General features: G+C 67.1%; 25 protein-coding genes and 1 tRNA gene. 11 read left to right on the forward strand and 15 right to left on the reverse strand.

The genetic code is table 11. The features are described from left to right. Positions 1 to 36: 36 nt before the first annotated feature. Complete coding sequence (locus A5760_RS17840; protein WP_064883140.1) at positions 37 to 723, forward strand: aminodeoxychorismate/anthranilate synthase component II; 687 nt, start codon at positions 37 to 39, stop codon at positions 721 to 723. Here A5760_RS17840 and pknB read toward each other — a convergent pair. The 7 genes from pknB to A5760_RS17875 all read right to left on the reverse strand — a co-directional run bounded on the left by pknB (position 701) and on the right by A5760_RS17875 (position 10,488). Continuing rightward, positions 701 to 2,581, reverse strand: a complete 1,881-nt coding sequence (pknB, locus tag A5760_RS17845) for a Stk1 family PASTA domain-containing Ser/Thr kinase (RefSeq protein WP_064883142.1) — start codon at positions 2,579 to 2,581, stop codon at positions 701 to 703. The two genes, A5760_RS17840 and pknB, sit on opposite strands and share 23 nt — an antisense overlap. After that, the gene (locus A5760_RS17850; RefSeq protein ID WP_064883144.1) at positions 2,578 to 3,864 is read right to left on the reverse strand and encodes a serine/threonine-protein kinase; all 1,287 of its coding nucleotides are present in this window, start codon (positions 3,862 to 3,864) and stop codon (positions 2,578 to 2,580) included. The genes pknB and A5760_RS17850 overlap by 4 nt, the downstream gene beginning before the upstream one ends. Continuing rightward, complete coding sequence (pbpA, locus tag A5760_RS17855; protein ID WP_064883146.1) at positions 3,861 to 5,339, reverse strand: D,D-transpeptidase PbpA; 1,479 nt, start codon at positions 5,337 to 5,339, stop codon at positions 3,861 to 3,863. Before pbpA ends, A5760_RS17850 begins: the two co-directional genes overlap by 4 nt. Further along, a complete protein-coding gene (locus A5760_RS17860) occupies positions 5,336 to 6,742 on the reverse strand; it encodes an FtsW/RodA/SpoVE family cell cycle protein (RefSeq protein WP_064883148.1) in 1,407 nt (468 codons plus the stop codon). The genes pbpA and A5760_RS17860 overlap by 4 nt, the downstream gene beginning before the upstream one ends. Beyond that, positions 6,739 to 8,247 carry a protein phosphatase 2C domain-containing protein gene (locus A5760_RS17865; RefSeq protein WP_064883150.1) on the reverse strand — a complete coding sequence of 503 codons (1,509 nt, stop codon included), beginning with the start codon at positions 8,245 to 8,247 and terminating at the stop codon, positions 6,739 to 6,741. Before A5760_RS17865 ends, A5760_RS17860 begins: the two co-directional genes overlap by 4 nt. Beyond that, positions 8,244 to 8,711, reverse strand: a complete 468-nt coding sequence (locus A5760_RS17870; RefSeq protein WP_007771646.1) for an FHA domain-containing protein FhaB/FipA — start codon at positions 8,709 to 8,711, stop codon at positions 8,244 to 8,246. The genes A5760_RS17865 and A5760_RS17870 overlap by 4 nt, the downstream gene beginning before the upstream one ends. Before the next feature lie 124 nt (positions 8,712 to 8,835). Beyond that, positions 8,836 to 10,488 (reverse strand): DUF3662 and FHA domain-containing protein, encoded by a 1,653-nt coding sequence (locus A5760_RS17875; RefSeq protein WP_064883152.1) that lies wholly within the window; start codon positions 10,486 to 10,488, stop codon positions 8,836 to 8,838. A gap of 254 nt (positions 10,489 to 10,742) precedes the next feature. Between A5760_RS17875 and A5760_RS17880 the strand changes: the two genes are divergently transcribed. After that, positions 10,743 to 10,825 (forward strand) — tRNA-Leu (locus A5760_RS17880). 280 nt (positions 10,826 to 11,105) lie between these two features. Here A5760_RS17880 and A5760_RS26240 read toward each other — a convergent pair. Beyond that, positions 11,106 to 11,993 carry an alpha/beta fold hydrolase gene (locus tag A5760_RS26240; protein WP_082279527.1) on the reverse strand — a complete coding sequence of 296 codons (888 nt, stop codon included), beginning with the start codon at positions 11,991 to 11,993 and terminating at the stop codon, positions 11,106 to 11,108. Positions 11,994 to 12,289: 296 nt separating this feature from the next. Next, positions 12,290 to 12,787 carry a DinB family protein gene (locus A5760_RS17885; protein WP_082279519.1) on the reverse strand — a complete coding sequence of 166 codons (498 nt, stop codon included), beginning with the start codon at positions 12,785 to 12,787 and terminating at the stop codon, positions 12,290 to 12,292. A gap of 381 nt (positions 12,788 to 13,168) precedes the next feature. On the opposite strand from A5760_RS17885, the gene mbtM reads away from it, so the two are divergent. Beyond that, positions 13,169 to 14,731, forward strand: coding sequence for a long-chain-fatty acid--ACP ligase MbtM (gene mbtM / locus A5760_RS17890; protein ID WP_064883154.1), 1,563 nt, complete (start codon positions 13,169 to 13,171; stop codon positions 14,729 to 14,731). A gap of 170 nt (positions 14,732 to 14,901) precedes the next feature. Here the strand turns inward: mbtM and A5760_RS17895 are convergent, their stop codons facing one another. From A5760_RS17895 to A5760_RS17910, 4 genes are all read right to left on the reverse strand, one after another. Continuing rightward, the gene (locus A5760_RS17895) at positions 14,902 to 15,231 is read right to left on the reverse strand and encodes a GNAT family N-acetyltransferase (protein ID WP_064883156.1); all 330 of its coding nucleotides are present in this window, start codon (positions 15,229 to 15,231) and stop codon (positions 14,902 to 14,904) included. Beyond that, a complete protein-coding gene (locus A5760_RS17900) occupies positions 15,218 to 16,213 on the reverse strand; it encodes a pirin family protein (RefSeq protein ID WP_064883158.1) in 996 nt (331 codons plus the stop codon). Before A5760_RS17900 ends, A5760_RS17895 begins: the two co-directional genes overlap by 14 nt. A 62-nt stretch (positions 16,214 to 16,275) precedes the next feature. Continuing rightward, the gene (locus tag A5760_RS17905; protein WP_064883160.1) at positions 16,276 to 17,658 is read right to left on the reverse strand and encodes an acyl-CoA dehydrogenase family protein; all 1,383 of its coding nucleotides are present in this window, start codon (positions 17,656 to 17,658) and stop codon (positions 16,276 to 16,278) included. A 93-nt stretch (positions 17,659 to 17,751) separates the two neighbouring features. After that, a complete protein-coding gene (locus A5760_RS17910; RefSeq protein WP_064883161.1) occupies positions 17,752 to 18,168 on the reverse strand; it encodes a WhiB family transcriptional regulator in 417 nt (138 codons plus the stop codon). A gap of 144 nt (positions 18,169 to 18,312) precedes the next feature. Here A5760_RS17910 and A5760_RS17915 point away from each other — a divergent pair, with 144 nt between their 5' ends. The 6 genes from A5760_RS17915 to A5760_RS17940 all read left to right on the forward strand — a co-directional run bounded on the left by A5760_RS17915 (position 18,313) and on the right by A5760_RS17940 (position 22,596). Then, positions 18,313 to 19,098, forward strand: a complete 786-nt coding sequence (locus A5760_RS17915) for a helix-turn-helix domain-containing protein (protein WP_064883164.1) — start codon at positions 18,313 to 18,315, stop codon at positions 19,096 to 19,098. Beyond that, complete coding sequence (locus A5760_RS17920) at positions 19,095 to 19,916, forward strand: C40 family peptidase (RefSeq protein WP_064883166.1); 822 nt, start codon at positions 19,095 to 19,097, stop codon at positions 19,914 to 19,916. Before A5760_RS17915 ends, A5760_RS17920 begins: the two co-directional genes overlap by 4 nt. Before the next feature lie 48 nt (positions 19,917 to 19,964). After that, positions 19,965 to 20,330 carry a DUF4226 domain-containing protein gene (locus A5760_RS17925; RefSeq protein WP_064883168.1) on the forward strand — a complete coding sequence of 122 codons (366 nt, stop codon included), beginning with the start codon at positions 19,965 to 19,967 and terminating at the stop codon, positions 20,328 to 20,330. Positions 20,331 to 20,465: 135 nt separating this feature from the next. After that, positions 20,466 to 21,920, forward strand: a complete 1,455-nt coding sequence (locus tag A5760_RS17930; protein ID WP_064883170.1) for a DUF4226 domain-containing protein — start codon at positions 20,466 to 20,468, stop codon at positions 21,918 to 21,920. A gap of 50 nt (positions 21,921 to 21,970) precedes the next feature. Beyond that, entirely contained in the window at positions 21,971 to 22,288 is a 318-nt protein-coding gene (locus A5760_RS17935) for an ESX-1 secretion-associated protein (protein WP_064883313.1), read from the forward strand. After that, complete coding sequence (locus A5760_RS17940) at positions 22,285 to 22,596, forward strand: DUF2694 family protein (protein WP_064883177.1); 312 nt, start codon at positions 22,285 to 22,287, stop codon at positions 22,594 to 22,596. The genes A5760_RS17935 and A5760_RS17940 overlap by 4 nt, the downstream gene beginning before the upstream one ends. Positions 22,597 to 22,620: 24 nt before the next feature. On the opposite strand, the gene A5760_RS27000 is transcribed toward A5760_RS17940, so the two are convergent. Next, on the reverse strand, positions 22,621 to 22,764 hold the full coding sequence (locus tag A5760_RS27000) for a hypothetical protein (protein WP_172826369.1): 144 nt from the start codon (positions 22,762 to 22,764) through the stop codon (positions 22,621 to 22,623). A gap of 82 nt (positions 22,765 to 22,846) precedes the next feature. Between A5760_RS27000 and A5760_RS17945 the strand changes: the two genes are divergently transcribed. Together A5760_RS17945 and A5760_RS17950 are read left to right on the forward strand one after the other, a co-directional pair. Continuing rightward, complete coding sequence (locus tag A5760_RS17945; protein ID WP_064883179.1) at positions 22,847 to 24,493, forward strand: DUF5631 domain-containing protein; 1,647 nt, start codon at positions 22,847 to 22,849, stop codon at positions 24,491 to 24,493. Positions 24,494 to 24,565: 72 nt separating this feature from the next. Then, positions 24,566 to 24,886 carry a DUF2710 family protein gene (locus A5760_RS17950; RefSeq protein ID WP_064883181.1) on the forward strand — a complete coding sequence of 107 codons (321 nt, stop codon included), beginning with the start codon at positions 24,566 to 24,568 and terminating at the stop codon, positions 24,884 to 24,886. A gap of 14 nt (positions 24,887 to 24,900) precedes the next feature. Here the strand turns inward: A5760_RS17950 and A5760_RS17955 are convergent, their stop codons facing one another. Beyond that, positions 24,901 to 25,674 carry a TIGR03084 family metal-binding protein gene (locus tag A5760_RS17955; RefSeq protein ID WP_064883183.1) on the reverse strand — a complete coding sequence of 258 codons (774 nt, stop codon included), beginning with the start codon at positions 25,672 to 25,674 and terminating at the stop codon, positions 24,901 to 24,903. Between the last annotated feature and the right edge of the window lie 39 nt (positions 25,675 to 25,713).

The following is a 25,713-nucleotide window of genomic DNA, read 5'->3' on the forward strand; positions in this document are numbered from 1 at the left end:
AGCGGCTCGAGCGCCGGCGGGCGGTAACCTGACACGATGCGGATCCTGGTTGTCGACAACTACGACAGCTTCGTGTTCAACCTGGTGCAGTACCTCGGTCAGCTGGGTGTGGACGCCGAAGTCTGGCGCAATGACGACACCCGGCTCTCCGACGAGGCGGCCGTCGCCCGCCAGTTCGACGGGGTGTTGCTCAGTCCGGGGCCGGGCACCCCGGAACGCGCGGGCGCCTCGATTCCGATGGTTCGCGCGTGTGCCGCCGAGCGGACCCCCCTGCTCGGCGTCTGCCTGGGGCACCAGGCCATCGGCGTCGCATTCGGTGCCGTCGTCGACCGGGCCCCCGAGCTGCTGCACGGCAAGACCAGCAGCGTCCACCACAGCAATGTCGGTGTGCTGCAAGGGCTTCCGGACCCCTTCACGGCGACGCGCTACCATTCGCTGACGATTCTGCCCGAGTCGCTGCCGCCGGTGCTTCAGGTCACGGCCCACACCGAGAGCGGCGTGATCATGGGCGTGCGGCACACCGAATTACCGATTCACGGTGTCCAGTTCCACCCGGAGTCGATCCTGACCGAGGGTGGCCACCGGATGCTGGCTAACTGGCTCGCCGACTGCGGATGGGAGCGCAACGACACGTTGGTGCGCCGGCTCGAGAACGACGCGCACGCGGCGGTGCGACCGTATTTCCCGGCAGATCCGACGGCTACTGACCGAACTTCAGCGTGATGATGCCGTCCCGGTTGACCCCGGAACCGACCGGCGGGTTCTGATACACCACGCGATGCGACTGGGAACCGCCGGCGTCGACGTCGGCGCCCTTGTCCAAGATCCCCGTCCAGCCCAGCGCGCGTAGCCGCGGCTCAGCGTCGGTCCAGAACATGCCGGACAGGTCGGGCATGATGAACTGGTTGCCCTTGGACACCTGCAGCTCGATCACCGAGTCGACCGGAACCGCCTGTCCCTTGGGCGGATTGGTTCCGATCACCTCACCGGCCGGGCGGGGGCTGTCCACCTGCACCTGGGTCACCTTGCTGAAGCCGTAGACGGTCAGGTTCTTCTGCGCGATGTCGACGTTCTGGCCCGCGATATCGGGAACCTGCTTGGTCTCCGGCCCGGAGCCGACGATGAGGGTGACCACGTTGGTGATCGCCGAAGTCTGGTTCGCCGGCGGGTTGGTCCCGATCACCTTGCCCAGCAGTTCCGGGGTCGACGGCGAGTTGGCCTGCTTGAACTTGCTGAATCCCGCGGCCTTGAGCTTGGTGACCGCGTCGGAGTAGCTCAGCGACGACACGTCGGGCACTTCTCGCTGTTCGGGCCCGGTCGAGACGTTGATGGTGATCTCGTCGCCCGCATTGACCGACGCGTTGGCGCCTGGGTCGGTGCCGATGACGTGGTCGGGCGGGATCGTGGAATCCGGCTTCTGCAGGGTGCGGGTCTTGAAGCCGCGGTTCTGCAGCGCCGCGATGGCGTCGGCGGACACCTGCCCGCGCACGTCGGGCACCTGCACGTCGCGGGCGCCGCCGCCGAACGCGTTGAAGGCGATGACGACAACGATCGTCAAGACCGCCAGCGCGGCGACCGCGACGATCCAGCGGCCGACCGAGCCGACGCTGCGGTCCTCACCCGCGTCGGAGAGAACCTGACGCGGCAGCGGATCGGTCCGCGACGGGCCGGCGGCGCCGGGACCGGACGACAGCAGCGAGCTCCGGTCGGCGTCGGTGAGCACCTTTGGCGCTTCGGGCTTTTCGCCGTTGTGCACCCGAATCAGATCGGCGCGCATCTCCGCGGCGGTCTGATAACGGTTGTCGGGATTCTTCGCCAGCGCCTTGAGCACGACGGCGTCGAGTTCCGCGGAGATGCCCTCGTGCCGCCGCGACGGCGGGACCGGGTCTTCCCGAACGTGTTGGTAGGCAACAGCCACCGGTGAATCACCGGTGAAAGGCGGCTCGCCCGTGAGGATTTCATAGAGAACACAGCCCAGCGAATACACGTCGGAACGGGCGTCGACGGTGTCGCCGCGGGCCTGCTCGGGCGAGAGATACTGCGCGGTTCCGATCACCGCGGCGGTCTGGGTGACGCTGTTGCCGCTGTCGGCGATCGCACGGGCGATACCGAAGTCCATCACCTTGACCGCATTGGTGGTGCTGATCATGATATTGGCCGGCTTGACATCACGGTGGATGATGCCGTTCTGGTGGCTGAAGTTCAGCGCCTGGCACGCGTCGGCGATGATCTCGATGGCCCGGCGCGGCGGCATCGGGCCATCGGTGTGCACGATGTCGCGCAGGGTGACGCCGTCGACGTACTCCATGACGATGTAGGGCAGCGGCCCGGTGGGTGTCTCGGCTTCGCCGGTGTCGTAGACCGCGACGATGGACGGGTGATTCAGCGCGGCGGCGTTTTGCGCCTCGCGCCGGAAGCGGAGGTAGAAGCTGGGGTCGCGGGCCAGATCCGCGCGCAACACCTTGACCGCGACGTCGCGATGCAAACGGACGTCGCGTGCCAGATGAACCTCGGACATACCCCCGAAGCCGAGGATCTCGCCCAGTTCGTAACGGTCGGACAGGTGTTGCGGCGTGGTCATTGGTGTGTTCCGTGTCGGGCCGGCACGTTGTGGAAGCCGGAGGCCCCTATTGTCCCGTCATCCGGCCAATCGAGTCGCATTTCGGGCCGGGCCCCCGAACCGCTCGGTGTCTTGCTCGGCGGGGGTGGCGCCGAGGCGGGCGGGGTGCCGGTGTCGGTCACCGTCGGTGGCTGTTGCTGCTGGTCGGCCTTCGAATTGATGACGATGAGCACCGCGATGATGATCGCCAGCGCGCCGAGCACGCCGGCCGCCCACAGCAGCGCGCGCTGACCCGAGGAGAAGGTGCGCCGGGCCGGGGGCGGGCGGTGGCCGCCGGTGGTCGGCCGCGACCGACGGGGCGCCGCGGTTCGACTCGGCGACACCGCGGCGGCACGGGTCGTCGGGCTGGACGGAATGGCCGCCGGCGAGGCCCGGCCGGCAGGCGGTGTCGCGCTGGGCCGCGGCGGGCGACGACCGGCCCGCACGGCGGCCACGGCGTCGGCGAACGGCCCGCCGCTGCGGTAGCGCATCGCCGGGTTCTTCACCAGGGTGATCTCGATGAGTTCGCGCACGTTGGGCGGCAGCTCGGCGGGCAGCGGCGGCGGGGGCTCCTTGATGTGCTTCATCGCCACCGTCAAAGCGCCGTCACCGGTGAACGGCCGCTTGCCCGAAACAACCTCGTAGCCAACGACTCCCAGCGAATACACGTCGCTGGACGGGGTGGCGTCGTGGCCCAAAGCCTGCTCGGGTGCGATGTACTGGGCGGTGCCCATCACCATCCCCGTCTGGGTCACCGGTGCGGCGTCGACGGCCTTGGCGATACCGAAGTCGGTGATCTTCACCTGGCCGGTCGGGGTGATCAAGATGTTGCCCGGCTTGACGTCGCGGTGCACCAGCCCGGCGGCGTGCGCCACCTGCAGAGCGCGTCCCGTCTGCTCGAGCATGTCCAGCGCGTGCCGCAGCGACAGCCGGCCGGTGCGCTTGAGCACCGAGTTCAGCGGCTCGCCGTTGACCAGCTCCATCACCAGATACGCGGTGCGGCCTTCGCCGTCCAGCTGGCTTTCGCCGTAGTCGTGGACGGCCGCGATCCCGGGGTGGTTGAGCATCGCGGTGGTACGCGCCTCGGCGCGGAACCGCTCAATGAACTCGGGGTCCTGGGAGAACTCCTGCTTGAGCACCTTGACTGCGACGCGTCGGCCCAGCCGGCTGTCTACCGCCTCCCACACCTGACCCATGCCGCCGGTGGCGATCAGGCGCTGTAGGCGGTACCTGCCAGACAGCGTCACACCAACTCGCGGGCTCATGGTCCTCCCTGTAGCGCGGCCTGGATCACAGCCCGTCCGATCGGCGCGGCGAGTGCACCCCCCGTCGCGGACAGGCGGTCGGCGCCATTCTCCACCAACACCGCCACAGCGACCTTCGGGGTCTGTGCGGGCGCGAAAGCGATGTACCACGCGTGCGGCGGGGTGTGCCGCGGATCGCTGCCATGCTCTGCGGTACCAGTCTTAGATGCGATCTGCACGCCGGGAATGGCCCCTTTCTGCTGTGCGACCTTCTCGGCGCCGACCATCAGCTCTGTTAGCTTAGCGGCGACCTGCGGCGACACGGCGCGCCGCTGCTCATACGGTGCCGTGGTGCTAATCGTGGTCAGGTCGGGCCCCTTGAGGCTGTCGATCAGGTAGGGCTGCATCGTCACCCCATCGTTCGCGATGGTCGCGGCGATCTCGGCGTTCTGCAGGGGTGTAATCGCGACATCCTTCTGGCCGATGCTCGACATTCCCAGCGCCGCGGCGTCCGGAATGATCCCCACGGTCGACTCCGCGACCTGCAGCGGGATGACGCTGGGCGTGCTGTCCAGCCCGAACGAGTGCGCCATGTTGCGCAGCGCGTCGGACCCGGTGAGGATGCCGAGCTGGACGAATGCGGTGTTGCAGGACAGGGCGAAGGCCTGCCGCAGCGACGCCGTCGGCTCGTTTCCACACGATTCCCCACCGTAGTTCTCCAAAGTTGCCGTGCTGTTGGGCAGCGGGATGGAGGGGGCGGCCGTCAGCTGCTCGGTGTCGGAGGCACCGGCCTGCAGCGCGGCCGCGGTGGTGATGACCTTGAAGGTGGAGCCGGGCGGGTACGTCTCCGAGATCGCGCGGTTGGTCAGCGGGTTGTTGGGGTCGTCCCGCAGCTTCTGCCACGCCTGCGCCTGCACCTCGGGATCGTGCGACGACAGCAGGTTGGGGTCATAGGACGGCGAGGACACCATCGCCAGGATCTTGCCGGTCGACGGTTCGAGGGCGACGACGGCGCCCTTGCACGGCGGACCGCCGCAGCCCTGTTGCATCGCGTCCCAGGCGGCGCGCTGGACGCGTGGCTTGAGCGTGGTGTCGACGTTCGCGCCGCGCGGGTCACGGCCGGTGAAGAAGTCGGCCAGCCTGCGCCCGAAGAGCCGCTCGTCGGAACCGTTCAACAGCGGATCCTCGGCGCGCTCCAGGCCGGTGCTGGAATAACGCAGTGAATAGAAGCCGGTGACGGGCGCATACTCCTCGGGGTTGGGGTAGACGCGAAGGAAGCGGTAGCGGTTGTCGGTGGCGGCCGAATAGGCCAGCAGCTGGCCGCCGGCCACGATCTGGCCGCGCTGGCGCGAATACTCGTCGAGCAGGACCCGCTGGTTGCGCGGGTCGGCACGCAGCGAGTCGGCGGCGAAGACCTGCGTCATCGTGGCGTTGATCAAAAGCAACACGATCAACGCCATCACGGTCACCGAGATCCGGCGCAGGGAGGCGTTCATACTTGCTCGATCACCTCGGTGCTGGCCGCCGCGATCGGCGGCTTGCGGGTGCGGCTGCGCAGGGGACGACGGGCGCTGTGCGAGATACGCGCCAGGATGGCCAGCAGCACGTAGTTCGCCAGCAAGGACGAGCCACCGTAGGACATCCACGGCGTGGTCAGCCCGGTCAGCGGAATGAGCTGGGTGACCCCGCCGACGACGATGAACAGCTGAAGGGCCAGCGTCGACGCCAGGCCCGCGGCCAGCAGCTTGCCGAAGCTGTCGCGGGTGGCGATCGCCGTGCGCAGGCCCCGCACGATCACGATGGTGTAGAGCATCAAGATGCTGGCCAGGCCGACCAACCCCAGTTCCTCGCCGAACGCGGCGATGATGAAGTCGGTCGAGGCGGCCGGCACGGTGTCGGGCTGACCGTTACCCAGGCCGGTCCCGAAGATCCCGCCGGTGGCAAAACTGAAGAGCGACTGGACAATCTGGTAGCCGCTGCCGTCGGGGTCGGAGAACGGGTCCCACCACATCTGCACGCGGACCCGGACGTGGGAGAAAATGTAATACGCGACAACGCTTCCCGCGACGAAGAGCACCAGGCCGATCCCCACCCAGCTGAAGCGTTGGGTGGCGAGGTAGACCACCACCAGAAACGACGTGTAGAGCAATAGCGATGTGCCGAGGTCTTTTTCGAAGGCCATCACGCCGACCGAGATCACCCATGCCGCCAGCAGCGGCGCAAGGTCGCGCGGGCGCGGCAGGGTCAGTCCCATGAAATGCTTACCGACACTGGTGAACAGGCCGCGCTTGGCGATCAGCACGGCGGAGAAGAAGATCAGCAGCAGGATCTTGGAGAACTCGGCGGGCTGAATCGAGAAGCCGGGGAAGCGAATCCAGATCTTGGCGCCGTTCTGTTCTGACAGCGATGCCGGCAGCAGGGCGGGGATCACCAGGAAGACCAGACCTACCAGTCCGCAGATGTAGCCGTAGCGCGCCAGTTGCCGATGGTCTTTCAGAAAAGTGACCACCAGCGAAAAAGTCACCACACCGATCAGGGTCCACAGCATCTGCTGGGTCGCGCTGGGGTGGTGTCGTCCGCTGAGCTGATTGGTGACCAGGTCGAGCCGGTGAATCATCACCAGGCCAAGGCCGTTGAGCAACGCCACGATCGGCAACAGCAGCGGATCGGTGTAGGGCGCGAAGCGCCGGATGGCCACGTGCGCCGAGCCGAAGACGATGAGGAACACCAGCCCGTAGCTGATCGCGGTCCAGTGCAGCTCGCGCTCTTGGTTGGCTTCGACTATCAGCAGCGCGGCGACCGTGATCAGTGAGGCGAAGCCCAGCAGCAGCAACTCGGCATTACGCCGGGTAGGCAACGGGGGCGTGACCGCGACCGGCGGCTGAAGTTGGGTCGTCATGCCACCGTCCGGCAATCGATGCCCGGTTGTAGTGGCGGCCCGGGAAGCGCGGTAACTGTCTGCGATGTGGTCGTCGGACCTGCCGGCGCAGAGTTCGCGGGGCCGTTGGTGCTCGTGCCCGGTGAGGGGCCGGCGCTCGAAGAGCTGGTGGTCGGTGGTGCTGGCGATGCTGTGGTGCCGGATTCTGGCGTTCCGCTGCGCGTGCCCGGTGCGCCGGGCGGCGACGTCGCGCGCGGAGGCGGACAGATCGGTAACAGATATTCGGCCAACAGCTGCCGCAGCTGCGACTCGGCCTGGTCCAGGCTGCCGCCCGGCAGTCCGGTTTGAACTTGCACTTGTCCGGGCCGGCGCAGGTCTTGCAGCGTCATCAGCTGGCAATTGGGGTGGCTACTGGATTGCCCGTAGCTGATCAGGGAAAGCTCGTTGCGGGCGTTGAGGCAGCCCACCAGGTAGGGCTCCTGCAACGGGATGCCCAACAGGGTGCCCTGGATCCCGCGGACGATGGAGATCCTGCCGCTGTATTCCGCGACGTAGTAGTTGCGTTGGATGACCCACCATCCGACGGTGAGACCCGCGAACACCAACAGCACCGCCAGGCCGACGGCCATGTACATCTTCCGGCGCGACCAGCGCGGCCGATTCGGTGTCTCCGGTTGCGGCGCAACGCGTTTGGCGGATTCATCGCGGGGCCGAATCGCCGAGGCGCGTCCTGCCGAGGTGTTGGGCAGGGTCATCTGATCCTCGTCACCCGACACCGCACCGGCGAGAATCGGCTGGGTCTGCCCGTAGTCGTAGTCGACCACGTCGGCGACCACGACGGTCACGTTGTCCGGGCCGCCGCCGCGCAGCGCCAACTCGATGAGGCGGTAGGCGGCCTCGGCGACGTCGGGGATCTGCAGGGCCTCGAGGATGGTCTCGTCGCTCACCGGATCCGATAACCCGTCGGAGCAGAGCAGATAACGGTCACCTGCGCGCGCCTCGCGCATGGTCAGCGTCGGCTCGACCTCGTGGCCGGTGAGCGCCCGCATGATCAACGACCGCTGCGGGTGGCTGTGAGCCTCTTCCCGGGTGATGCGGCCTTCATCGACCAAGGTCTGAACGAACGTGTCATCCTTGGTGATCTGGCTCAGCTCCCCGTCGCGCAGCAGGTAGCCGCGCGAGTCGCCGATGTGCACCATCCCGATGCGGTCGCCCGCAAACAGGATCGCGGTGAGCGTGGTGCCCATGCCCTCCAGCTCGGGCTCGGCCTCCACCTGCGCGGCGATGGCCGCGTTGCCGGAACGCACCGCGTTGTCGAGCTTGGCCAGCAGATCGCCGCCCGGCTCATCGTCATCGAGGTGGGCCAGCGCGGCGATCACCAGCTGGGAGGCCACCTCGCCGGCGGCATGACCACCCATGCCGTCGGCCAGCGCGAGCAGTCGTGCGCCGGCATACACAGAGTCTTCGTTGTTGGCGCGTACCAGGCCGCGATCACTCCGCGCGGCATATCGCAGGACCAGGGTCACGGGCGCAACTCAATCGCCGTTTTGCCGATTCGAATCGGGGTTCCGATCGGAACTCGTACCGCAGTCGTCACCTTCGCCCTGTCAAGGTAAGTGCCGTTGGTCGATCCTAGATCCTCTACGTACCACTCCGAGCCGCGTTGAGACAGCCTGGCGTGCCGCGTCGACGCGTAGTCGTCGGTGAGCACCAACGTCGAGTCGTCGGCCCTGCCGATCAAGACCGGCTGTCCGCTCAGCGTGATGCGTCCGCCGGCCAACGCGCCTTCGGTGACCACCAGATAGCGGGCCGCGTGCCGGCGCTGGCGCGAAGGCAACAGCGTACTGCGCAGCGCCAGACCACGTCGCACCATGACTGCCCCGGTGGGCGCGTAGATGTCGGTCCGAAGGATTCGGAGCACGGACCAGATGAATACCCACAGCAGCATTAAAAATCCGGCGCGCGTCAGCTGCAGTACCAGTCCCTGCATCTGGCGTCCTTTCCGTCCTAGCGTCGCATTCCTGGCGCCCGTGACTCCGAGCACATCGGCTACGTCACGATACTTGGACGGCGGACGACACGGGGCGAAGCACGGCAGCGTTAAGCCCAGTGGCTTAGTGGATCCGGACGATGATCTCCGAATGGCCCAAGCGGATCACGTCGCCGTCGGCCAACTGCCACTCCTGAATCGGTGCGTTGTTCACCGTGGTGCCGTTGGTCGAGTTCAGATCCGACAGCAGCGCGACTTGTCCGTCCCAGCGGATCTCGAGGTGACGCCGTGACACGCCGGTGTCGGGCAACCGGAACTGGGCGTCTTGCCCGCGGCCCACGATGTTGGAGCCCTCGCGCAGCTGGTAGGTGCGGCCGCTGCCGTCGTCGAGCTGAAGGGTGATCGTGGTTCCGCCGGCGCCATAGCCGCCCTGGTCGTAGCCGCCGTAACCACCCTGCTGGCCGTAGTCGGCGGGCTGGCCGTATTCGGCCTGTTGGCCGTAGTCGGCCGGCTGCCCATAGTCGGCCGGTTGCCCGTATTCCGCCTGTTGGCCGTACTCGTACTCGGGGCTGGCTGCCTCGGGGTAGCCCCCGGCCTGGCCCCCGTACGTTCCGCCCTGCACGTGCTCGGAGTACTGGGTGTACTCGGCGGACCCGTAGTCCTGGCGGCCATATCCGCCACCTTGCTGGTAGCCCTGGTCGTACCCGCCCTGCTCGGGGTAGCCGGGTCGGTGTTCGGGTGGGGCGTAGCCACCCTCGTCAGGGCGGGCCGGACCGCGACCGTAGTCGCCGCCGTATCCGCCGTAGCCCTGCTGGCCGCCGCCCTGCTGACCGCCGGGCGCGCCGTAGCCGCCACCCTGGCGATACCCCTGGTCGTAGCCCTGGCCGCCGTAGCCGCCAGGAGCGTGCGGACGCTGCTCGTACGACTGCGGATAGCCGCCCTGCCCCTGCTCGGGGTAGCCGCGTTGGTCTTGGTAGCCCTGCTGAGGGGGGTAGCCGCCCTGACCCTGTTGATCGGGGTAGCCGCGCTGGTCCGGGTACCCCTGCTGAGGGGGGTAGCCGCCGCCGTGCCCCTGCTCGGGGTAGCCGCCCTGTTCCGGATAGCCACCCTGCTCGGGCTGGCGGGGCGGCGGGTAGCCCTGCTGAGGCGGGTAGCCCTGCTGCTCGGGTGGATATCCACCCCGCTGGTCGGGTGCCCCCTGCGGGTCCGGGCCACCGCGCGCGTCGTCCTGCGGACGCCCGTAGCGGTCGTCGTAATACTCGTCGCCGGATCGCCCCGGCCCCTGAGCCCCGCGGTAGCCAGAATTGTCAGTCATTGCTACTCCTCGTTCTTCGCCGAACGCGTTATTTGATTGTGGCCGGACGGGGTCGTCGACCGTCGGGCGGGGCTGGATATCGGGGTTGACAGCACCGCGGGCGCGGTACTGCCCGGTGCGCAGGTTCGGCGACTGGTCGAACCGAACGACCACCTCACCATACGTTTGCCACCCCTGTTCGTGGATGTAGTCAGCCAAGTACCTCGCGAAAGCGCTCGACGTGAGATCCGAATCGGCGCTCACCTTCTCGAAGTCGTGCATACCGAGGGTAATGATGTATTCGTTGGGGGCCAAAAGGCGATTTCCGTGGAGCTTCTGAACCCCGTCACGCGCTTCGCGGCATAACAGGGCTTCGACCTCTTGCGGAACGATTGACCCACCGAATACCCGGGCGAAGGCATTGTCTACCGTCGACTCCAGTTTGCGCTCGATCCGCGCAACCAGCCCCCGTTGGCTACTCATGTCCTACCGTTCGCGTGCACTTGCCACCAGGTATTGCCGGTGGACGGCAAACGAATCACCCCGGTGCTGGATCACTTCCGCATGGTATCGGGATACCGTGTCGCCGCGGCACCTTCCAAATCGTGAGAATTGCATCGGCCCAGCTCAGGCCGGTGTAGGCCGCAGGCGCTGTGCGGTGCGGTACGGCTTCGGGGCCACTTCGGCGGTTCGAGGATCAGGCCATTAGAGTGATATGGTCCATCGGTTGTTTTTCCGGGCGAGTGGCGGAATGGCAGACGCGCTGGCTTCAGGTGCCAGTGTCCTTCGGGACGTGGGGGTTCAAGTCCCCCTTCGCCCACACTGAGCGGTTCAACGAAAAGTCACGGCCTCGAAAGAGGTCGTGACTTTCGTGTTTGTGGGGTGGGTGCCGGGGACTTGGTGGTCGCGCTCTCGTTTCACCGTCGAACGGCATATCTCGATTTGGTGTCGGTCGAGCCGGTCCGGGTCGTGCAGGATGCAGAACAACACCACCGCGGATCGCTGCTGAGCTAATCGGCGGTGCGGTGGCTTTCGTGCGTTCCCGGGCAGCGGCGTGGTTGCGACACCGACGCGAACTTCTCACCCGAAGACTTCGCCGACTAAGCATCGTGATGGTGTTCGAGCACAAACTCACGGATACAAGAATTCACCTCTTCCGGAACTTCTGCTGGCAGGGCATGTGAAGCGTTATGCCACAGGCGATGACGCCACGTGGGCACTACCGACTGGATCCGTTGAAGCGCCTTATCGGAGTTGTGAATAGTGGTGCCGGCCAAGAGAACTTGGGCTGGAACTGCTATTGAATGCAGGAGACGGTCACTAGGAAGGAGCAGTGGTGCCGTACGCATAGGCGGCACAAAAGCAGCGAAGCCAGCCACAAACAGTCCCGCAAGCGAATCTACGGGACTACCCGGCTCGGGGTGACCCATCAACCATGCCGCGGCGTGTTCCGCCCGCAGGGAATGCGGGCGCGACAATAAGAATCCGAGACTTCGCCAGAATCTCGCTGAGAGTCGAGTCACCGTACTGGCCGGATCAACCAGCGTCACTGTGGCCAACCGGCGGGGCGCCCGCGCCGCCGTGTGGGTGGCAAGCCAACCCCCATATGAGTGCCCAACCAGGTGCACATTGCGTAACCCCAGCCCTTCAAGCACCGCGTCAACGTTGCGTGCGCAATCTGCGGCCGTAGGCATCATCTTCGATTGAACGCTCGCCCCCGGCTGGCCAAGCACATCCATCGCATAGATAGTGAAATCGCGTGTTAGATCGGCGACCTGCTGCCACCACATCGCCGAGCTCAGGAAGAAACCGTGTATGAGCACGACCGGCGCTCCCCCAGCCAGCCCGTGCTGATACACCCGAACCGTTCCGAACTCGGTTGGAATGTCGTGCACGAGATCCGGTCGCGGAGTTAGGGCCCGCACCTCGTCGTAGGCTGCCAAATACTGCTGCCGTGCGTTCGCGTTCCTGAAACCACCGCCGGCCATGCCCAAGACGGAACCTCCCTGGTCGACGAGCGCCACCGCCGAAAGCCACGGTATCTACCTTCGGGTTCGCTCAATTGCCTGTTCAACCGAGCCATCAATGTCGGGTCTAATTACTAAAGAAACGAGACACCCCTACAGAGGCCACTCCTGACGTCGTCGTGGAAGTCGGCGAGAACAGCTTCGACGTCGTGAGTGTTCCAGTTGCGCACCCACCGTTCGCTGAAAGCGACCGCATCGACATTCATGCCGGCACTGTAGCGCCGGGGGCGCAGGGGCCCAGCGGATTCCTTGCCGGCTCATAGTTGGCGGCGAATGTCGAGAAGGTGGTGCTGCAGTTCGTGTGCGGTGTGTACGGCAACCCAGCGCAACGACCGCTGGCTGGTCTCGGGATAGTGATAGACCACCGTGCGCTCCCAGTCGTCGCCGGCAAGCCGTGCCAGCACATTGCTGAATAGCGTTGCGGCGTCGCTGAGTTGGCGGGCCACATCGATGGGATCTTGCTCGTTGTAGCCGTCGTGCTCGACACGCTCCTCGCGACCCATAGCTGCGCAGTCGGCGCCGTTGACGCGCCGCGCCGCGAGCACCCGTTCGCGTTGCACGAGTAGCACATCGCGCAAGTGGCACGCGTACTCCAGCGGAGACCAGAGGCCGGGTCGTGCCCGCCGCCGCGCGTCGAGGCCGTTATTACACAGAAGCGCAACAACTTCGGCGGCCGTGGCGCGGATGTCGTCGCAGGCGGTCGCGGCTCGGCTTAGGTCATAGGTGAAACCGCAGCCCGCGCAGGGGTCTGTCACGGGACCATCATTCCAGACCAGTTCCCGCGCATCGCTCGAAAACGGATGCGCTTACCGGGCCGATGCGAAGGCCTCCAAAGTTGTTGTGGCGGCGCGAAATAGAAGGCCCAGACACCCATCGGCATGGGTGCGCGCACGCCGCAACCGGCCGACACGAGCGGGCCGCGCGTTCGGGTCTTCCGCGGCGGTGACACAACCCACACTACGCGATGAGGGTAGCCTTACCTAAATCCGCCCGGTATGGTCCGGGCACATGACCTCCGCCAATCCACCTGTGCCCTGCACCGTCGACGATCTGGTCAGCTTCCTTCGCAATCACCTGAACCTAGGGTCCGAATCACGGACTGGGACAACACGTTTGAGCGGCGCGGGAACCCGCGCGTGAACGTCCTCGCCGCCGCGATGCGCGAGGCGATGACCCGATCGCCGCATGACTTGGTGGTGCTGGACAAAGAAACCGACCAATGGACGACGCGTCCCTGGCCGGAGGTGCACGGCCTGGCCGAACGCATCGCGACGCGTCTGCTGCAACAGGACCACGTCGGGGCGGTCGGACTTGTCGGCGAACCGACGATCGAGCTGATCGCCGCCATCCAAGCAGCGTGGCTGGCGGGCGCGGCGGTATCGATCCTTCCGCGTCCCCGACGCGGCGCCGACCCGGCCGACTGGGCGCACAGCACGATAACTCGATTCAGTGGAATCGGAGTCAGCATGGTCCTCAGTCACGGAGAGACCCTGCGCTTCCTCGACGAGGCGGAATCGACCCTGACCGTCTGCGGCCTAGCCGACGTTGCGCGCGGCCCGGCATCGAATGACCTTCGGATGCTGCGTGATTCGGAGGTCGCCATCCTGCAGGGAACCGCAGGGTCGACGGGCGTTCCGCGGACGGCGGTCTTGTCGCCGACCGCGGTATTGAACAACATGCGCGGCATTGCCGAACGGCTACAGCTCGACGGCGCTGCCGACCGCGGGTGTTCGTGGCTGCCGATCTATCACGACATGGGGTTGGCCTTCCTGCTGACCTGCGTGCTGCGCGGGATGCCCGTGTGGCAGGCGCCGACGGGTGCCTTCTCCGCGGCGCCCCTCCGTTGGGCGGAGTGGCTTTCGGCCAGCGCGGCAACGTTCACCGCCGGGCCGAATTTCGGGTACGCCACTCTCGGGCGCTTCTCGGGGCGAGTGTCGGACGTCGATCTGGGGCCGCTTCGCATTGCGATCAACGGTGGAGAACCCGTTGACTGCGATGGATTCCAGCAGTTCGCAACGGCGATGGCGCCGTTCGGTTTCCGGGCCTCGGCGGCAACCCCTGCCTACGGGATGGCCGAGTCGACTTGCGCCGTCACCATGCCCGGCTGCGCAGACGGACTGCGCATCGACGAGCGCACCGGATCCGGGAGCCACCAGAAATACGCTTTGTTGGGTCGCCCGATCGCCGGCATGGAGTTGCGAATAAGCCCGGCCGAGAACACTTCCGACGATCGGATCGGAGAAGTCGAGATCCGTGGAACCTCCATGATGACGCGCTATTTCGGCGACACCGGCACCGCATCGGGTCTCGATGCGGGGTGGTTTCGCACCGGAGACATCGGCTACCTGGTTGACGGCGAGCTGGTCATCTGTGGTCGCTCCAAGGAGGTCATCACTATCGCCGGCCGCAACATCTTCCCCACCGAAATCGAACAGGTAGCAGGGCAAGTCGACGGTGTACGGCAAGGCGCGGTGGTTGCGGTCGGGTCCGAAGCCGGGCCCACCAAGTCCCGGCTGCTCATCGCTGCGGAGTTCCTGGGTACGGACCACGATGTGACCCGCAGCGCGGTCATCAAACGGGTCATCTCGGTGTGCGGCGTGACTCCGGCCGACGTCGTCCTGGTGCCGCCAGGATCGCTACCACGCACCTCGTCGGGCAAGCTGAGGCGACTCGAGGTGGGCCGGCAGCTTGCCACCTGAGGCGGGCGGTTTCGTGACTACCGGTGTACCGGCAACCGCGCTCCCCCGGGAGCTAACGGATATCTCCGAGGCTGTACGCACCGTTCCGCCTCCGCCGATACCGGAACTACTGTCGCCGAGCAAGATTCGCGTCGCAGTCCCCGACGGAGCGGACGATGATCAGTACCGCGCTACGAGCGCACCCACTGCGTGATCTCCGGAGTGACCGCGTCGGTGATGTCATCGAATTCGGGATGCTTCTTGAGCACCGTGCCGATCATCGAGCACACCGGAACAATGCGCTTGCCCTCATCCCGCGCCTCGTTGAGTGCCTCCTCGACAAGGATTGTCGCCAGCCCACGCCCGCCGTAGGCCGGATCGATTTCGGTGTGGTAGAAAACGCGCTGATCGCCGCGGTCGGCGAAATCGGCCAGGCCCACCGTCTTACCCTCGACGGCGATCGTGTACTTGCCGTCCTCGAGGCTGACAGTGGCTTCGGCGCCGGTCTTATCGGTTGTCATCTGTGCTTCCCTTTCTTTGCGGTGTCGATCGCGGCCGCAACCGGGCGGTCGGCAGCGGTGGGGCGGGCAGTCGGGCGAGCGCTCCCCGGTATCCCTGGACGGCGCCGAATCGGTCGTCGGCGTCCTCCCACAGTTGTCGGTAGTTGACGATGTCCTCGTGGCTTCGCCCGACGAAGTTCCACCACATCACCAATTCTTCCGTGAACGGTGTGCCGCCGAGCAGCAGCACCCGCGCCGGGCCCTCCCCCGCATTCTGTACCTGCAGCCGGGCCCGGCCGGGACCTCGGTATGCCAATTCGGCGATCGCCAGGGACGTCCCGTCGACGTGTACGGTCCCGCAATCGCAGAGCACCCCGTGCTCGAAGGCCGGGTCCACGTCGATGTCCAGGGCGGCCCCGGCGTCGAGGTCGAGCTGGGCACCCAGCAACGGCGTAGCCGTCGGCAGCGGCGATCGGCCGCCGGCCAGCTCGCCAAGAAAGACCCGCGCGGTCGCCCCCGGCAGTGCCAGGGGCGCGGGCACGTAATGCGCGAAGTCACGTCCGGTGTCGCGATCGGACCCGGGCAGCGCGACCCAGAGCTGGACACCGTGCAACAGCGCACCGGAATCGAGCGAGACCTCCGAATGGCAGATGCCAGCCCCTGCGGTCATCAGATTCAGCTCGCCGGGCCGAACAACCGCGTGCACGCCGGCGCTGTCGCGGTGCTCCACTTCCCCACTGAACAACCAGCTGACGGTTTGTAGTCCCGTATGCGGGTGCGGCGGAACGTCCATTCGCGCGGCGACCGGACCGTAGTGGTCGACGAAGCACCACGCCCCGACAAGCGAGCGCTGCCGCTGCGGAAGGGTGCGTTGCACCCGGATCGCCCTCGGGCCGCCTAACGGAACCTCTCGCGGCTGCAGCACTTCCACCCCCGACGAGGCATCCAGGTGTTGTGAAGCGGCGCAAGCGACTTCGGCCGGCGCGGCCTCAAGATTGCTCATCGTCCACCTCCGTCGCCGGGCCCCTCATGCAGCGCCGTCCTCGGCGACCGTACCCGGCGTGCCTATTTGCGCGGGGGCCGCAGCACCTTCATGGCCAGTCGCATGACTGGCTCGGGCACGCGATCCTTCACCGACAGGGCGCTGTCGGCTGCACGGGAGCGCAGCGGGGTGCCGCGCCCGAATGCCCGGTTCAGCGGTCCCCCGGACGGTTCGAGCACCACATGCAGCGGCGGGGTATCGACGGCCGCGCCCAGCGCGTTGGAGATGACCATCCGCTGGATCTCGCTGGTTCCTTCAAAGATGGTGTACAGCTTGGCATCTCGATACCACTTCTCCACCGGATGATCGGTGATGTAGCCCCAGCCGCCCATGGTCTGGATAGCGCGTTCGGTGGCCTTGACCGCGACTTCGCTGGCGGCCATCTTCGACATCGAACCCTCGCCCCGTTCGAAGGGAACGTTGTTGGCCGCCATCCACGATGCGCGCCAGGTGAGTAGTCGAGCAGCATCGATCTGGGTGGCCAGCTCCGCCAGCGGGAATGCGATGCCCTGGTTGTCGATGATGGGTCCGCCGAAGGCCTCGCGTTCGGTGGCGTACCCGGTGGCGTACTCGAGGGCCGCGCGTGCGATGCCGATGGCCTGGGCGGCGACCATGGGCCGGGTTTGCTCGAAGGTGCCCAACGTCGCCGATCCGGACCGCTTTCCGTCCGCGACCACTTCCCTGGCCTTGGCGAGCTTGTGTTCGAGCTTCTCTTCTCCGCCAAGCAGATTGGCGCCCGGAACGCGCACTCCGTCGAAGAGCAACTCGGCGGTGTGCGATGCCCGGCAGCCCAGTTTGTCCAGCTTTCGCACCATCTTCAGTCCGGGCGTGCCGCCCGGCACCACGAACAGTGCCTGACCGCGATGGCCGAGCTCCTCGTCGACCACCGCGTTGACCACGTGCACGTTGGCGATGCCGCCATTGCCGATCCACATCTTGTGGCCGTCGATGATCCAGTCATCACCGTCGCGGCGCGCATGGGTTCGCAGGTTGCGCACATCGCTGCCGCCCTCGGGCTCGGAGATGGCCAGGGCGGCCAATTTGAGATCGCCTGGTGTGCCAAAACATTCGGGCGCCCACTCCAGCATCTGCTCCGGAGACGCGGCCTGGCCGATGGCAGAGAGCGCCAGCGCCGGCATGACGATCGCCAAGCCGATGCCCGCGCAGCCCCAGAACAGCTCCTCCATGAACATCGGCAGGGAGACGCCGGTCGGATCACCGATCAGATCGCGGTAGAACAGCGGGCTGTAGAAACCGCGCTGGGCCGCCTCCTCGAGCACGGCCCAGGGAAATTCCTGTCGCTGGTCGTAGTCGAGCGCGACTGGGCGTATTACGGATTCGGCGAACTCGTGCGTGCGCCGGGCAAGGTCGTGTTGTGCCGCCGTCGGGGTCAGGTCGAACGTCATAGGTGCGCCTCTGGGTCGACAGACTGGTCTTGCCGACCCCGACTACCCCGTTGACCGGCTCAGCAAACTGCCGCCGCGGCTTTCGGCGAAATGTCAGGCAGCCGAACGGGGTTTGATTTGCGCCAGCGGCAGGTGCAGCACGACTGTGGCCACCGGGACCGCTTGGTGCTCGTGGCGTGCCAGCAGCGCCGCGTTCTCGGGCAGCTGCCGGGCATTGATCTCGCCGGAGGCGATACGCCGGAGGACGTCGTGTGCGTGAGCGAGTTGGTCACGCTTGCGGTATTGGCCGCCCGGCAGCTTCACCCCGGCCCACACGCCGTACTCCTCGCGGTGCGCGATGGCGTGGGCGGCGCAGCGGCGCTGCTGTGCCAGCGGGCAGCGGCGCAGGCACTGGATCCGCGCCTCGGTGGCCGACCGCTCGTATGCGCGCGCCTTCGCGGCGCCGTCACCACCGTCGTCGTCGGGGTAGCCGAACCACAGTTCCGGGTTGGCTGCGCAGGGGTGTCCCATGTCGGTCTCCTTGGTCGAACGCGAAACGTTGGCAAAAGCGTATACAGACCAGGTGGCCAAAAGCAAGAGAAACGAGACAGAAACGTATATACCGATAGGGAGGGCGCCAGCTGTGTAATATCCGGCCCATGGCCGGAGCGTGCGGTGACCCGTGAATCGGCCGGCGCGGCTATCCGCGCGCTTCGTGAATCGCGCGATTGGTCACTAGCCGACCTCGCCGCCGCCACCGGGGTCAGCATCATGGGGCTCAGCTTTCTCGAGCGCGGGGCCCGCAAGCCGCACAAAAGCACCGTTCAGAAGATCGAAAACGGCCTTGGCCTGCCGCCGGGTACCTACTCTCGGCTGCTGGTCGCTGCCGATCCGGACGCCGAGCTGGCGCGTCTGATTGCCGCGCAGCCGCCGGCCCCTATGCCCACGCGGCGCAGCGGACCGGTGATAGTTGACCGTCATAGCGACACAGAAGTGCTGGAAGGCTATGCCGAAGCACAGCTCGACGCCCTCAAATCCGTCATCGCTCGATTGCCCGCGACAACATCAAACGAATATGAGACGTATATTCTGTCTGTGATCGCGCAGTGCGTGAAGGCAGAGATGCTCGCCGCCAGCTCGTGGCGGGTGGCCGTGAACGCCGGCGCCGACTCGACCGGTCGGCTGATGGAGCATCTGCAAGCCCTGGAGGCGACGCGTGCCGCGCTGTTGGAGCGGATGCCCACCAGCTTGAGCGCCCGCTTCGACCGGGCGTGTGCGCAATCGTCGTTGCCGGAGACCATCATCGCGGCACTGGTCGGCGTGGATGTCGACGAGATGTGGGACATCCGCAACCGGGGCGCGATCGCGCCGGGCGCCCTCCCCCGCGTCCGTGCCTTCATCGATGCGGTCCAGTCCGGCCAAAACGGGGCACGCCAATCCGACGACGAGGGGGCACCGTGAGTCAAACCGAAGTCGAGGCGTTGAGCCGCGCCCATCAACTCTTCGCCGGCAGCACGCGGGCGAGGTCTCTGGACGCGGGCACCGCGCACCACCGCGACCTGTTGCAGCAAGCCGCCCGGCTGAGCGACAAGATGGCGCACGGCGGTTACCAACTCGCGGTGGACCACAGCCGGCAACTCCTCACCGCGGCGGCCGGCACCGACGCGGCGGCCACGGACGTCATCGCCGGCGCGCACCGCGATCGGGCACAGGCCCGCGATCTGACCCGACGCGTGCTGGACACGGCCCGCGCGGATTCCGATATGCCGGCGACGCCCCTCGCCCAGCGGGAGGCGATGCGGCGCCGCGCGACTCGCCTGCGGACCCAACGGGCGCACGTCTTGTCGGCGCGCTTGCGTGCGCGACGGCGCTACGCCGAACTGCTGGCCTTGCGCTATGGGCTCCGGCACGACCGTCGGCTCGGGATGGCAGGCCTGACGAGCGACCGCGCCGCACTGGCGGTGCGCGCCGCCTTGTCTCGCCTGGGCCGACCGTATGTCTGGGGCGCGACCGGCCCCAACCAGTTCGACTGTTCCGGGCTGGTGCAGTGGAGCTACGCACAGGCCGGTATCCACTTGGATCGCACCACCTATCAGCAGATCAACGACGGCATCCCGGTGGCCCGCTCCCAGGTGCGGCCCGGTGATCTGGTGTTTCCGCACGCCGGCCACGTGCAGCTGGCCATCGGGAACAACCTGGTTGTGGAGGCGCCCTATTCGGGTGCCTCGGTGCGAATAAGGCGACTGGGCAACAACGTTGCGATCCGCCGACCGATATGACAAGCCAAGACCGCCCGTCAATGCGGGCACGACGAATAGGGTGAGCCGATGCCGGAACAACAACCGGGGCCCTCGTTAGAGGCCGTTGAGGCGCGGCGGTCGGCGCTGGCGAGCCAGCACGGCACCGCGTCGGAAGCCGATCGGGTGCTGAACGAGGTGCTGACGAGCGCTCACGAGGCAGCGCGTGAGAGCGTCAGGCGACTGGACTCCATCGCCGAGCAGATCGACCATGCGACCATGAGCCAGGCGGACCTCGCGCTCGATACGCCCATGGGGGCGCGCGAGTTTCAGAAATTCCTGATGGCCAAGCAACGAGAGATCGCCTCGGTCGTGAGTGAAGCGCGCGAATTCGACCAGGCGAAAAGGGCTGTGTTGCAGAGCCTTCGGGCCCAGTACGCCGCCGACAGCGGCTAGCCAGAACTAGTCCACACCGTGCAGTGCAGTGAATTGTCGGCAGCCATGCCCCTGAGTACTCTCGCCGAACATGGAGGGGTCGCGTCATTTCCCGCAGCAGCATTCGAGCAGGCTGCGGCGCCGCCATCCCAGCTGATGTCGGCATATGACGACCTGCTTGCCGCGGTCAAATACGTCCGAGATCGCACCGGTGATCCGAACGCATGGCGGACGGGATTGGCGCCCGCCGAAGTGACCGCCGTCATCACGCCGACCACCCGCCCCGAACAGGTCGAGGCGATCCTACGCAAGATCCGCCAGCAGCACGCCGGCGTCTTCGGCGTCGCAACGGCGGCCGATCCACCCGCGCAGCGGCCGTCCGCCGAAACCTCGGCACCGCCGGATCGCGAGACGGGCGCTGCGGCCGATGCCATTGCCAATGCTGAAGCCGCTCTCGCGCAACAGAACTCGGTGAGCTCGCAGCTGGACATGCAGGTGGTGTCGGCGATCCTGAACGCGCACCTGTGTGCGGTTGACGGCAGAGAAGCCCTCACCAAGTTGCAACACGAAACCGAAGCCGCGGTGCGGATCAGGTCAGACCTGGACACCCCGGCGGGGGCGCGTGACTTCCAGCGGTTTCTCATCGGCAAGCTCCGAGACATCCGCGAGGTCGTCCTGAACGCCAGCCTGGACGACACGTCGAAGTCAGCGCTGATGGCCGCCTGGACGTCGCTGTACGACGCCTCCAAAGGCGAACCGAATGCCCCAGGCGAACAACCGCGGGCCGCGGTGCCGGTTGGTGATACATCCGCCGACGGCGCGACCGACGATCTGGACGCCGAATGGGATCCACTGCTGGACTCCTTATTGGCCGAGGATGACGACCTGCCCGGGGATTTCCCGGGGCCGGATGCGGGCGCCGGGGCGGCGATGCCGGCCGTAGCGCAGCCGCCGATGGCGCCCGCCATGCCCAACTTCGGTGGTGGCTCACTCCCGGGGCTTGGCTCCATGCCGTCGATGGCGGGTTGGGAGACCGGGGGCCTTCCGCTCTCCGGACCACAAGGTGGCGACGCGGCTGATCCGGCTCTTCAAGAGATGGCCGACGAGGAGCTGCCGAACGACCAGGACCAGGACCCGGGCGCACGCGACGCCTCGGACGAAGCGGCCGACGGGACCGACGCCGAACACGGCACGTCGGCCGATGGGCCACCGGCCGGTCCGACGCCGGTGACCTTGCCCGACGGGGAGACGGTGACCGCCGCCAGCCCACAGTTGGCGGCCGCGATCACGGCAGCCGTCGGAGGTACCCCGATAGCAGAGGCCTTCCAACAGCAGGGAATGACCATTCCCCCACCGGGAACCGCGGTGCCCAGCCCCATCGATGCCCCACAGGTGGCACCCGGCGATATCGGGATGTTCACCGATCGTCACGCACTCGCCCTCGGCTCCGGCAAGGCGCTTCTCGATGGCCAAATTCAACACATCGCCGCCGTGAGCGGGCCGACCTTCCTAGGCTGGGAGCATCCGCCGGCGGCGGCCGCGGCAATACCGACGCCGGCCAAGCCTGACCCACCGACACCTACCCGGCCGACGACCTCGTCGACCACCTGACAAAAATGGATCCGCCGGCACAACCGGTGGTCGTCAACAGGAGACAGCGGATGGCAGATTCGATTCATGTAGTGCCTGCGCACCTACGTCAGGCTGCCGCGCATCACCAGGACACCTCCGAGTACTTGCGCACCGTTCCGTCGTCGCACGCCGCGATCCAAGAGAGCCTCGATTCGCTCGGGCCGATCTTCAGTGAACTGCGCGACGCCGGCCGTGAGCTGCTGGAACTTCGACGCCAGTGTTATGAGCAGCAAGCTGTTGACCACGCGGATCTGGCCGACAAACTGACCGTTTCGGCGGCGATGTGGGAAGAGCACGAGCAGGAGGCGGCAGGGAAGTTCGGCGACATCGTCGACCGCGGTCGATGACCGACGCGAATCCCGCTTTCGACACTGTTCACCCGAGTGGACACATCCTCGTCCGCTCCTGCCGCGGCGGCTATATGCACAGCGTCGCGCTGAGCGAAGAGGCGATGGAAACCGATGCCGAGACGTTGGCGCAGGGCATTCTGCTGACCGCCGACGTGTCATGCCTCAAAGCGTTGCTGGAAATTCGCGACGAGATCGTTGCTGCCGGGCACACCCCGTCCGCGGAGGTTCCGACCCCGCGAGATCTCGACGCGGCCATCGAAAAGTTGCTGGCGCACAAACTGCGTCGCCGTAACGGCGTGATTTAAAGGGCTGCCGGGCGAGCTGCCTGCCTAGCGCAACCACGGCTTAGCCACGCTGGGATCGGGCGCGATACCGGTCGGCGGCTCTACCGGATTGGGGCCGAACAACTCTCGCGCGCGAGCGAGCAAGGCGCGCACCTCGTCGAGTTGCTGCTGCAATGCAGAATCAGCCATGGCCTTACGCTACCCAGGGCCTTGCGACCGCACAATTCACTGACCGCACAAGTCGCCCGCCGGGTCCCGGTACGCTTAGCCGGTGGCGGTCTTCGGTCGGATGTCGGCGCGCCAGCGCCTCCGGAGAGCTACCCGGGAATCACTGGCGACGCCGGCTTTCAGCTCCCCTATCGACTGCACCCCGTGGGTGACAGGCGGGTTGTGGCCTGCCGAATTGTCGACGGTAACGCCCGAAACCGCCACCCTCGCTGAGTATCTCAAGGCTGACCTGGAACGAATTGCTCGCGCCGCCAACGACGAACTGAAGTTGCTCAAGCGATCGGGAATGACCGACCTTTCCCGTCAGGCGGCGGAGGCGCGGGTCATCGACGCCGCCCGCGGCCGCGCGGTGCGCCGAGTCGAATCGACGATCCGCTATTTGCATGCGGTGCAGAGCGGAGCCCAAGCCCCCGCGGCTGCCCCACCGAGGGCCGAGCTGAACGACCTGGAAAAGACTCAGGTGCTGCCCGCAATACGCGAGGTGAACCCCGTCGCCGAGGCGGCCCCGCCGAGTGCACCCGAGTCAACCCCGCGACCGGGTGGAAGGCGTCGTCGTCGCGAGTCCGCGGAAGAGGCTCCCGCCGACACCGGCACCGCCGATGCATCGCAGCTCGACGAGACACAAGTCATCCCGGTGGTCAGGGACGAGCCAGTTTCGCCGACGCCGGCGGAGCCTGCATCTCCGGAGCTGACCGACTCCGGTCGTCACCACGCGGTCGTCGAGTCGGGCGGCGAGGACGAGCCGCAGGCGGCGGCGCCCGAGGACGAGCCGCAGGCGGCGGCGCCCGAGGACGAGCCGGCGAGCGCCACCGATGCGCCGCCCCTCGAGGAGACCCAGATCATCCCGGTGGTCACGCAGGCGGAGCCGGTGTTCGAGGCGCCGACACAGCGCGCGCCCGAGCCGGGCCCCGAGCTGACCGATTCCGGTCGCCACCACGCGGTCGTCGACGAGCCGGCCGTCGCAGAGGCGGAGCCGGCCCCGCAGGAACCCGCGGCCGACGTCACCCCCGCCGCCGAGGCCGACACGACCGCCTTCGCCGCCGCCCGGCCGCGGACCGAAAAGCCAACGCCGCCAACAGCATCCGACAACGAACGGCTGAATCGGCTGCTCGAGTTCGTGGTCCGGCAGGAGCCACGTGTGAATTGGGCGATCGGAGACCGCGCCGACGGCACGACCGTACTCGTCACCGACCTCGCTCACGGATGGATACCGTCCGGCATCGCCCTTCCGGCGGGCGTGCGGTTGCTGGAGCCCGAGCGGCGCACCGGCAGGGTGGCCGCACTGATCGGACAAACGGCGCGCGTCGTCACTTACGCTCCCGGTGACTCGCTGCGCCGTTCGGTCGACTTCGCCGCGACCAGGTCGTCGGTGGAGCCGCGCACCCTGCCCGCGATCGATGATTTGGCGGGCGTGCTCAGCGCGGCCACCCGCAGACGTGACGATCTGCCGAAGATCGTGCCGAGGTTGGCAGAAGCGGCCGCGGCGGGAACGGTTGTCGTCGACCAGGAGGTCGACGTGCTGCGGGTACACCTCGATACCGCGCGCTACCAGCTCCTCGTTCAGTACCCGAACGTCAATCCCGCGCTCTTACTCAAGTGCCTGTTGATGGCCGCCACCGAGGGCATCGCCAGCGGCGACGCGGTGTCCGCGAACTACCACCTGGCCTGGTATCAAAAGCTCGGCGGGTGAACGCGCGGCAGGCCGCCCGCAAACCTGCTCGTGTATGAATTGACGCTGGTCGGAGGGGTCGACGATACTGTCATGGTGGCGGGTTCGGGCAGTCGCGCGAATCTCAGCGAGAAGGATCTCGTCGAATCGGTTCTTCGGGAACTGAGCGAGGCGGCCGACAAGTGGGAAGCCCTTGTGGCGCAGGCCGAAGCCGTCACCTACAGCGTCGACCTGGGTGACATCCACGCGGTCGCGAATTCCGACGGCCGGTTACTCAAACTGACTTTGCATCCCGGCGTGATGACCGGGTACGGCCACGGAGAGCTGGCCGAAAGACTGAACCTCGCGATTACCGCGCTGCGCGAGGAGGCCGCGGCCGAGAACCGGGCGAGTTACGGCGGGCCGCTGCACTGAGGCCCTCCCCGCGCTCATCGCCCGGCGCCGGGAGGCCCCGCGAAAGCCTGCGCGATCTGCAACCAGCGCTGCGCGTCGGCGCCCCGGGCGGTGATGTCGAGGGCGCTCAACGGGCGTCGCTGGGTGACCAGGAAACAGAAATCCTCCGCGGACCCACTGACCCGCTGCCCGGCGTCGGGCGGCCCCCAGGACCAGGTATCGCCGGCGGGCCCGCGCAGCTCGACCAAGAACGGCTCGACCGGCGGCGCCAGATTGTTCACGGCGAAGGCGAAGTCGCGGGTGCGCACCCCGAGGTGAGCGATCGACCGCAGGCGTTCGGTCGCGGGCCGCGTCACACCCAGGGCGTCGGTGACATCGAGGCCGTGCGCCCAGGTCTCCATCAGGCGCGCGGTGGCCATCGAGGCCGCACTCATCGGCGGGCCGAACCACGGAAGCTTGCGACCGGGCTGCACCGTGAGCAGCGCCTCGTGCAGGCGTCCCCGGGTGACCCGCCAGTCCGCGAGCAGCTGAGCCGGCGCCAGCGCCGCCAGCTCCTCGGCACCCCGGTCGACGAAGCCTGCAGGGTCGGCGGCCGCGCCCGCCAATACCTCGGCGAACCCGGCCTCGTCGGTGACCGCGATCAGGGCGACCCGGTCCGTCCACAGCAGGTGGCCGATCTGGTGTGCGATGGTCCAGCCGGGTGCCGGTGTGGGGTCGCCCCAGCGGTCGGGCGACAACGGCGCGACCAGCTCGTCGAGCGCGTCGCTTTCGGCACGCAGGTCGTCGACCATGGGCGCGGGGCCGGTCATCGGAGCCCTCGACTGTCGGCTGCGGTCGTCGGACACGTC

The organism is Mycobacterium colombiense (assembly GCF_001665835.1).
Taxonomy (GTDB): domain Bacteria; phylum Actinomycetota; class Actinomycetes; order Mycobacteriales; family Mycobacteriaceae; genus Mycobacterium; species Mycobacterium colombiense_A.

Coding starts and splice junctions, on each gene's coding strand:
- A5760_RS17840 (WP_064883140.1), top strand. CDS start 37: ATGCGGATCCTGGTTGTCGACAACTACGACAGCTTCGTGTTCAACCTG.
- pknB (WP_064883142.1), bottom strand. CDS start 2,581: ATGACCACGCCGCAACACCTGTCCGACCGTTACGAACTGGGCGAGATC.
- A5760_RS17850 (WP_064883144.1), bottom strand. CDS start 3,864: ATGAGCCCGCGAGTTGGTGTGACGCTGTCTGGCAGGTACCGCCTACAG.
- pbpA (WP_064883146.1), bottom strand. CDS start 5,339: ATGAACGCCTCCCTGCGCCGGATCTCGGTGACCGTGATGGCGTTGATC.
- A5760_RS17860 (WP_064883148.1), bottom strand. CDS start 6,742: ATGACGACCCAACTTCAGCCGCCGGTCGCGGTCACGCCCCCGTTGCCT.
- A5760_RS17870 (WP_007771646.1), bottom strand. CDS start 8,711: ATGCAGGGACTGGTACTGCAGCTGACGCGCGCCGGATTTTTAATGCTG.
- A5760_RS17875 (WP_064883152.1), bottom strand. CDS start 10,488: ATGAGTAGCCAACGGGGGCTGGTTGCGCGGATCGAGCGCAAACTGGAG.
- A5760_RS26240 (WP_082279527.1), bottom strand. CDS start 11,993: ATGGCCGGCGGTGGTTTCAGGAACGCGAACGCACGGCAGCAGTATTTG.
- A5760_RS17895 (WP_064883156.1), bottom strand. CDS start 15,231: ATGACAACCGATAAGACCGGCGCCGAAGCCACTGTCAGCCTCGAGGAC.
- A5760_RS17900 (WP_064883158.1), bottom strand. CDS start 16,213: ATGAGCAATCTTGAGGCCGCGCCGGCCGAAGTCGCTTGCGCCGCTTCA.
- A5760_RS17905 (WP_064883160.1), bottom strand. CDS start 17,658: ATGACGTTCGACCTGACCCCGACGGCGGCACAACACGACCTTGCCCGG.
- A5760_RS17910 (WP_064883161.1), bottom strand. CDS start 18,168: ATGGGACACCCCTGCGCAGCCAACCCGGAACTGTGGTTCGGCTACCCC.
- A5760_RS17925 (WP_064883168.1), top strand. CDS start 19,965: ATGCCGGAACAACAACCGGGGCCCTCGTTAGAGGCCGTTGAGGCGCGG.
- A5760_RS17930 (WP_064883170.1), top strand. CDS start 20,466: ATGTCGGCATATGACGACCTGCTTGCCGCGGTCAAATACGTCCGAGAT.
- A5760_RS17935 (WP_064883313.1), top strand. CDS start 21,971: ATGGCAGATTCGATTCATGTAGTGCCTGCGCACCTACGTCAGGCTGCC.
- A5760_RS17940 (WP_064883177.1), top strand. CDS start 22,285: ATGACCGACGCGAATCCCGCTTTCGACACTGTTCACCCGAGTGGACAC.
- A5760_RS27000 (WP_172826369.1), bottom strand. CDS start 22,764: ATGGCTGATTCTGCATTGCAGCAGCAACTCGACGAGGTGCGCGCCTTG.
- A5760_RS17950 (WP_064883181.1), top strand. CDS start 24,566: ATGGTGGCGGGTTCGGGCAGTCGCGCGAATCTCAGCGAGAAGGATCTC.
- A5760_RS17955 (WP_064883183.1), bottom strand. CDS start 25,674: ATGACCGGCCCCGCGCCCATGGTCGACGACCTGCGTGCCGAAAGCGAC.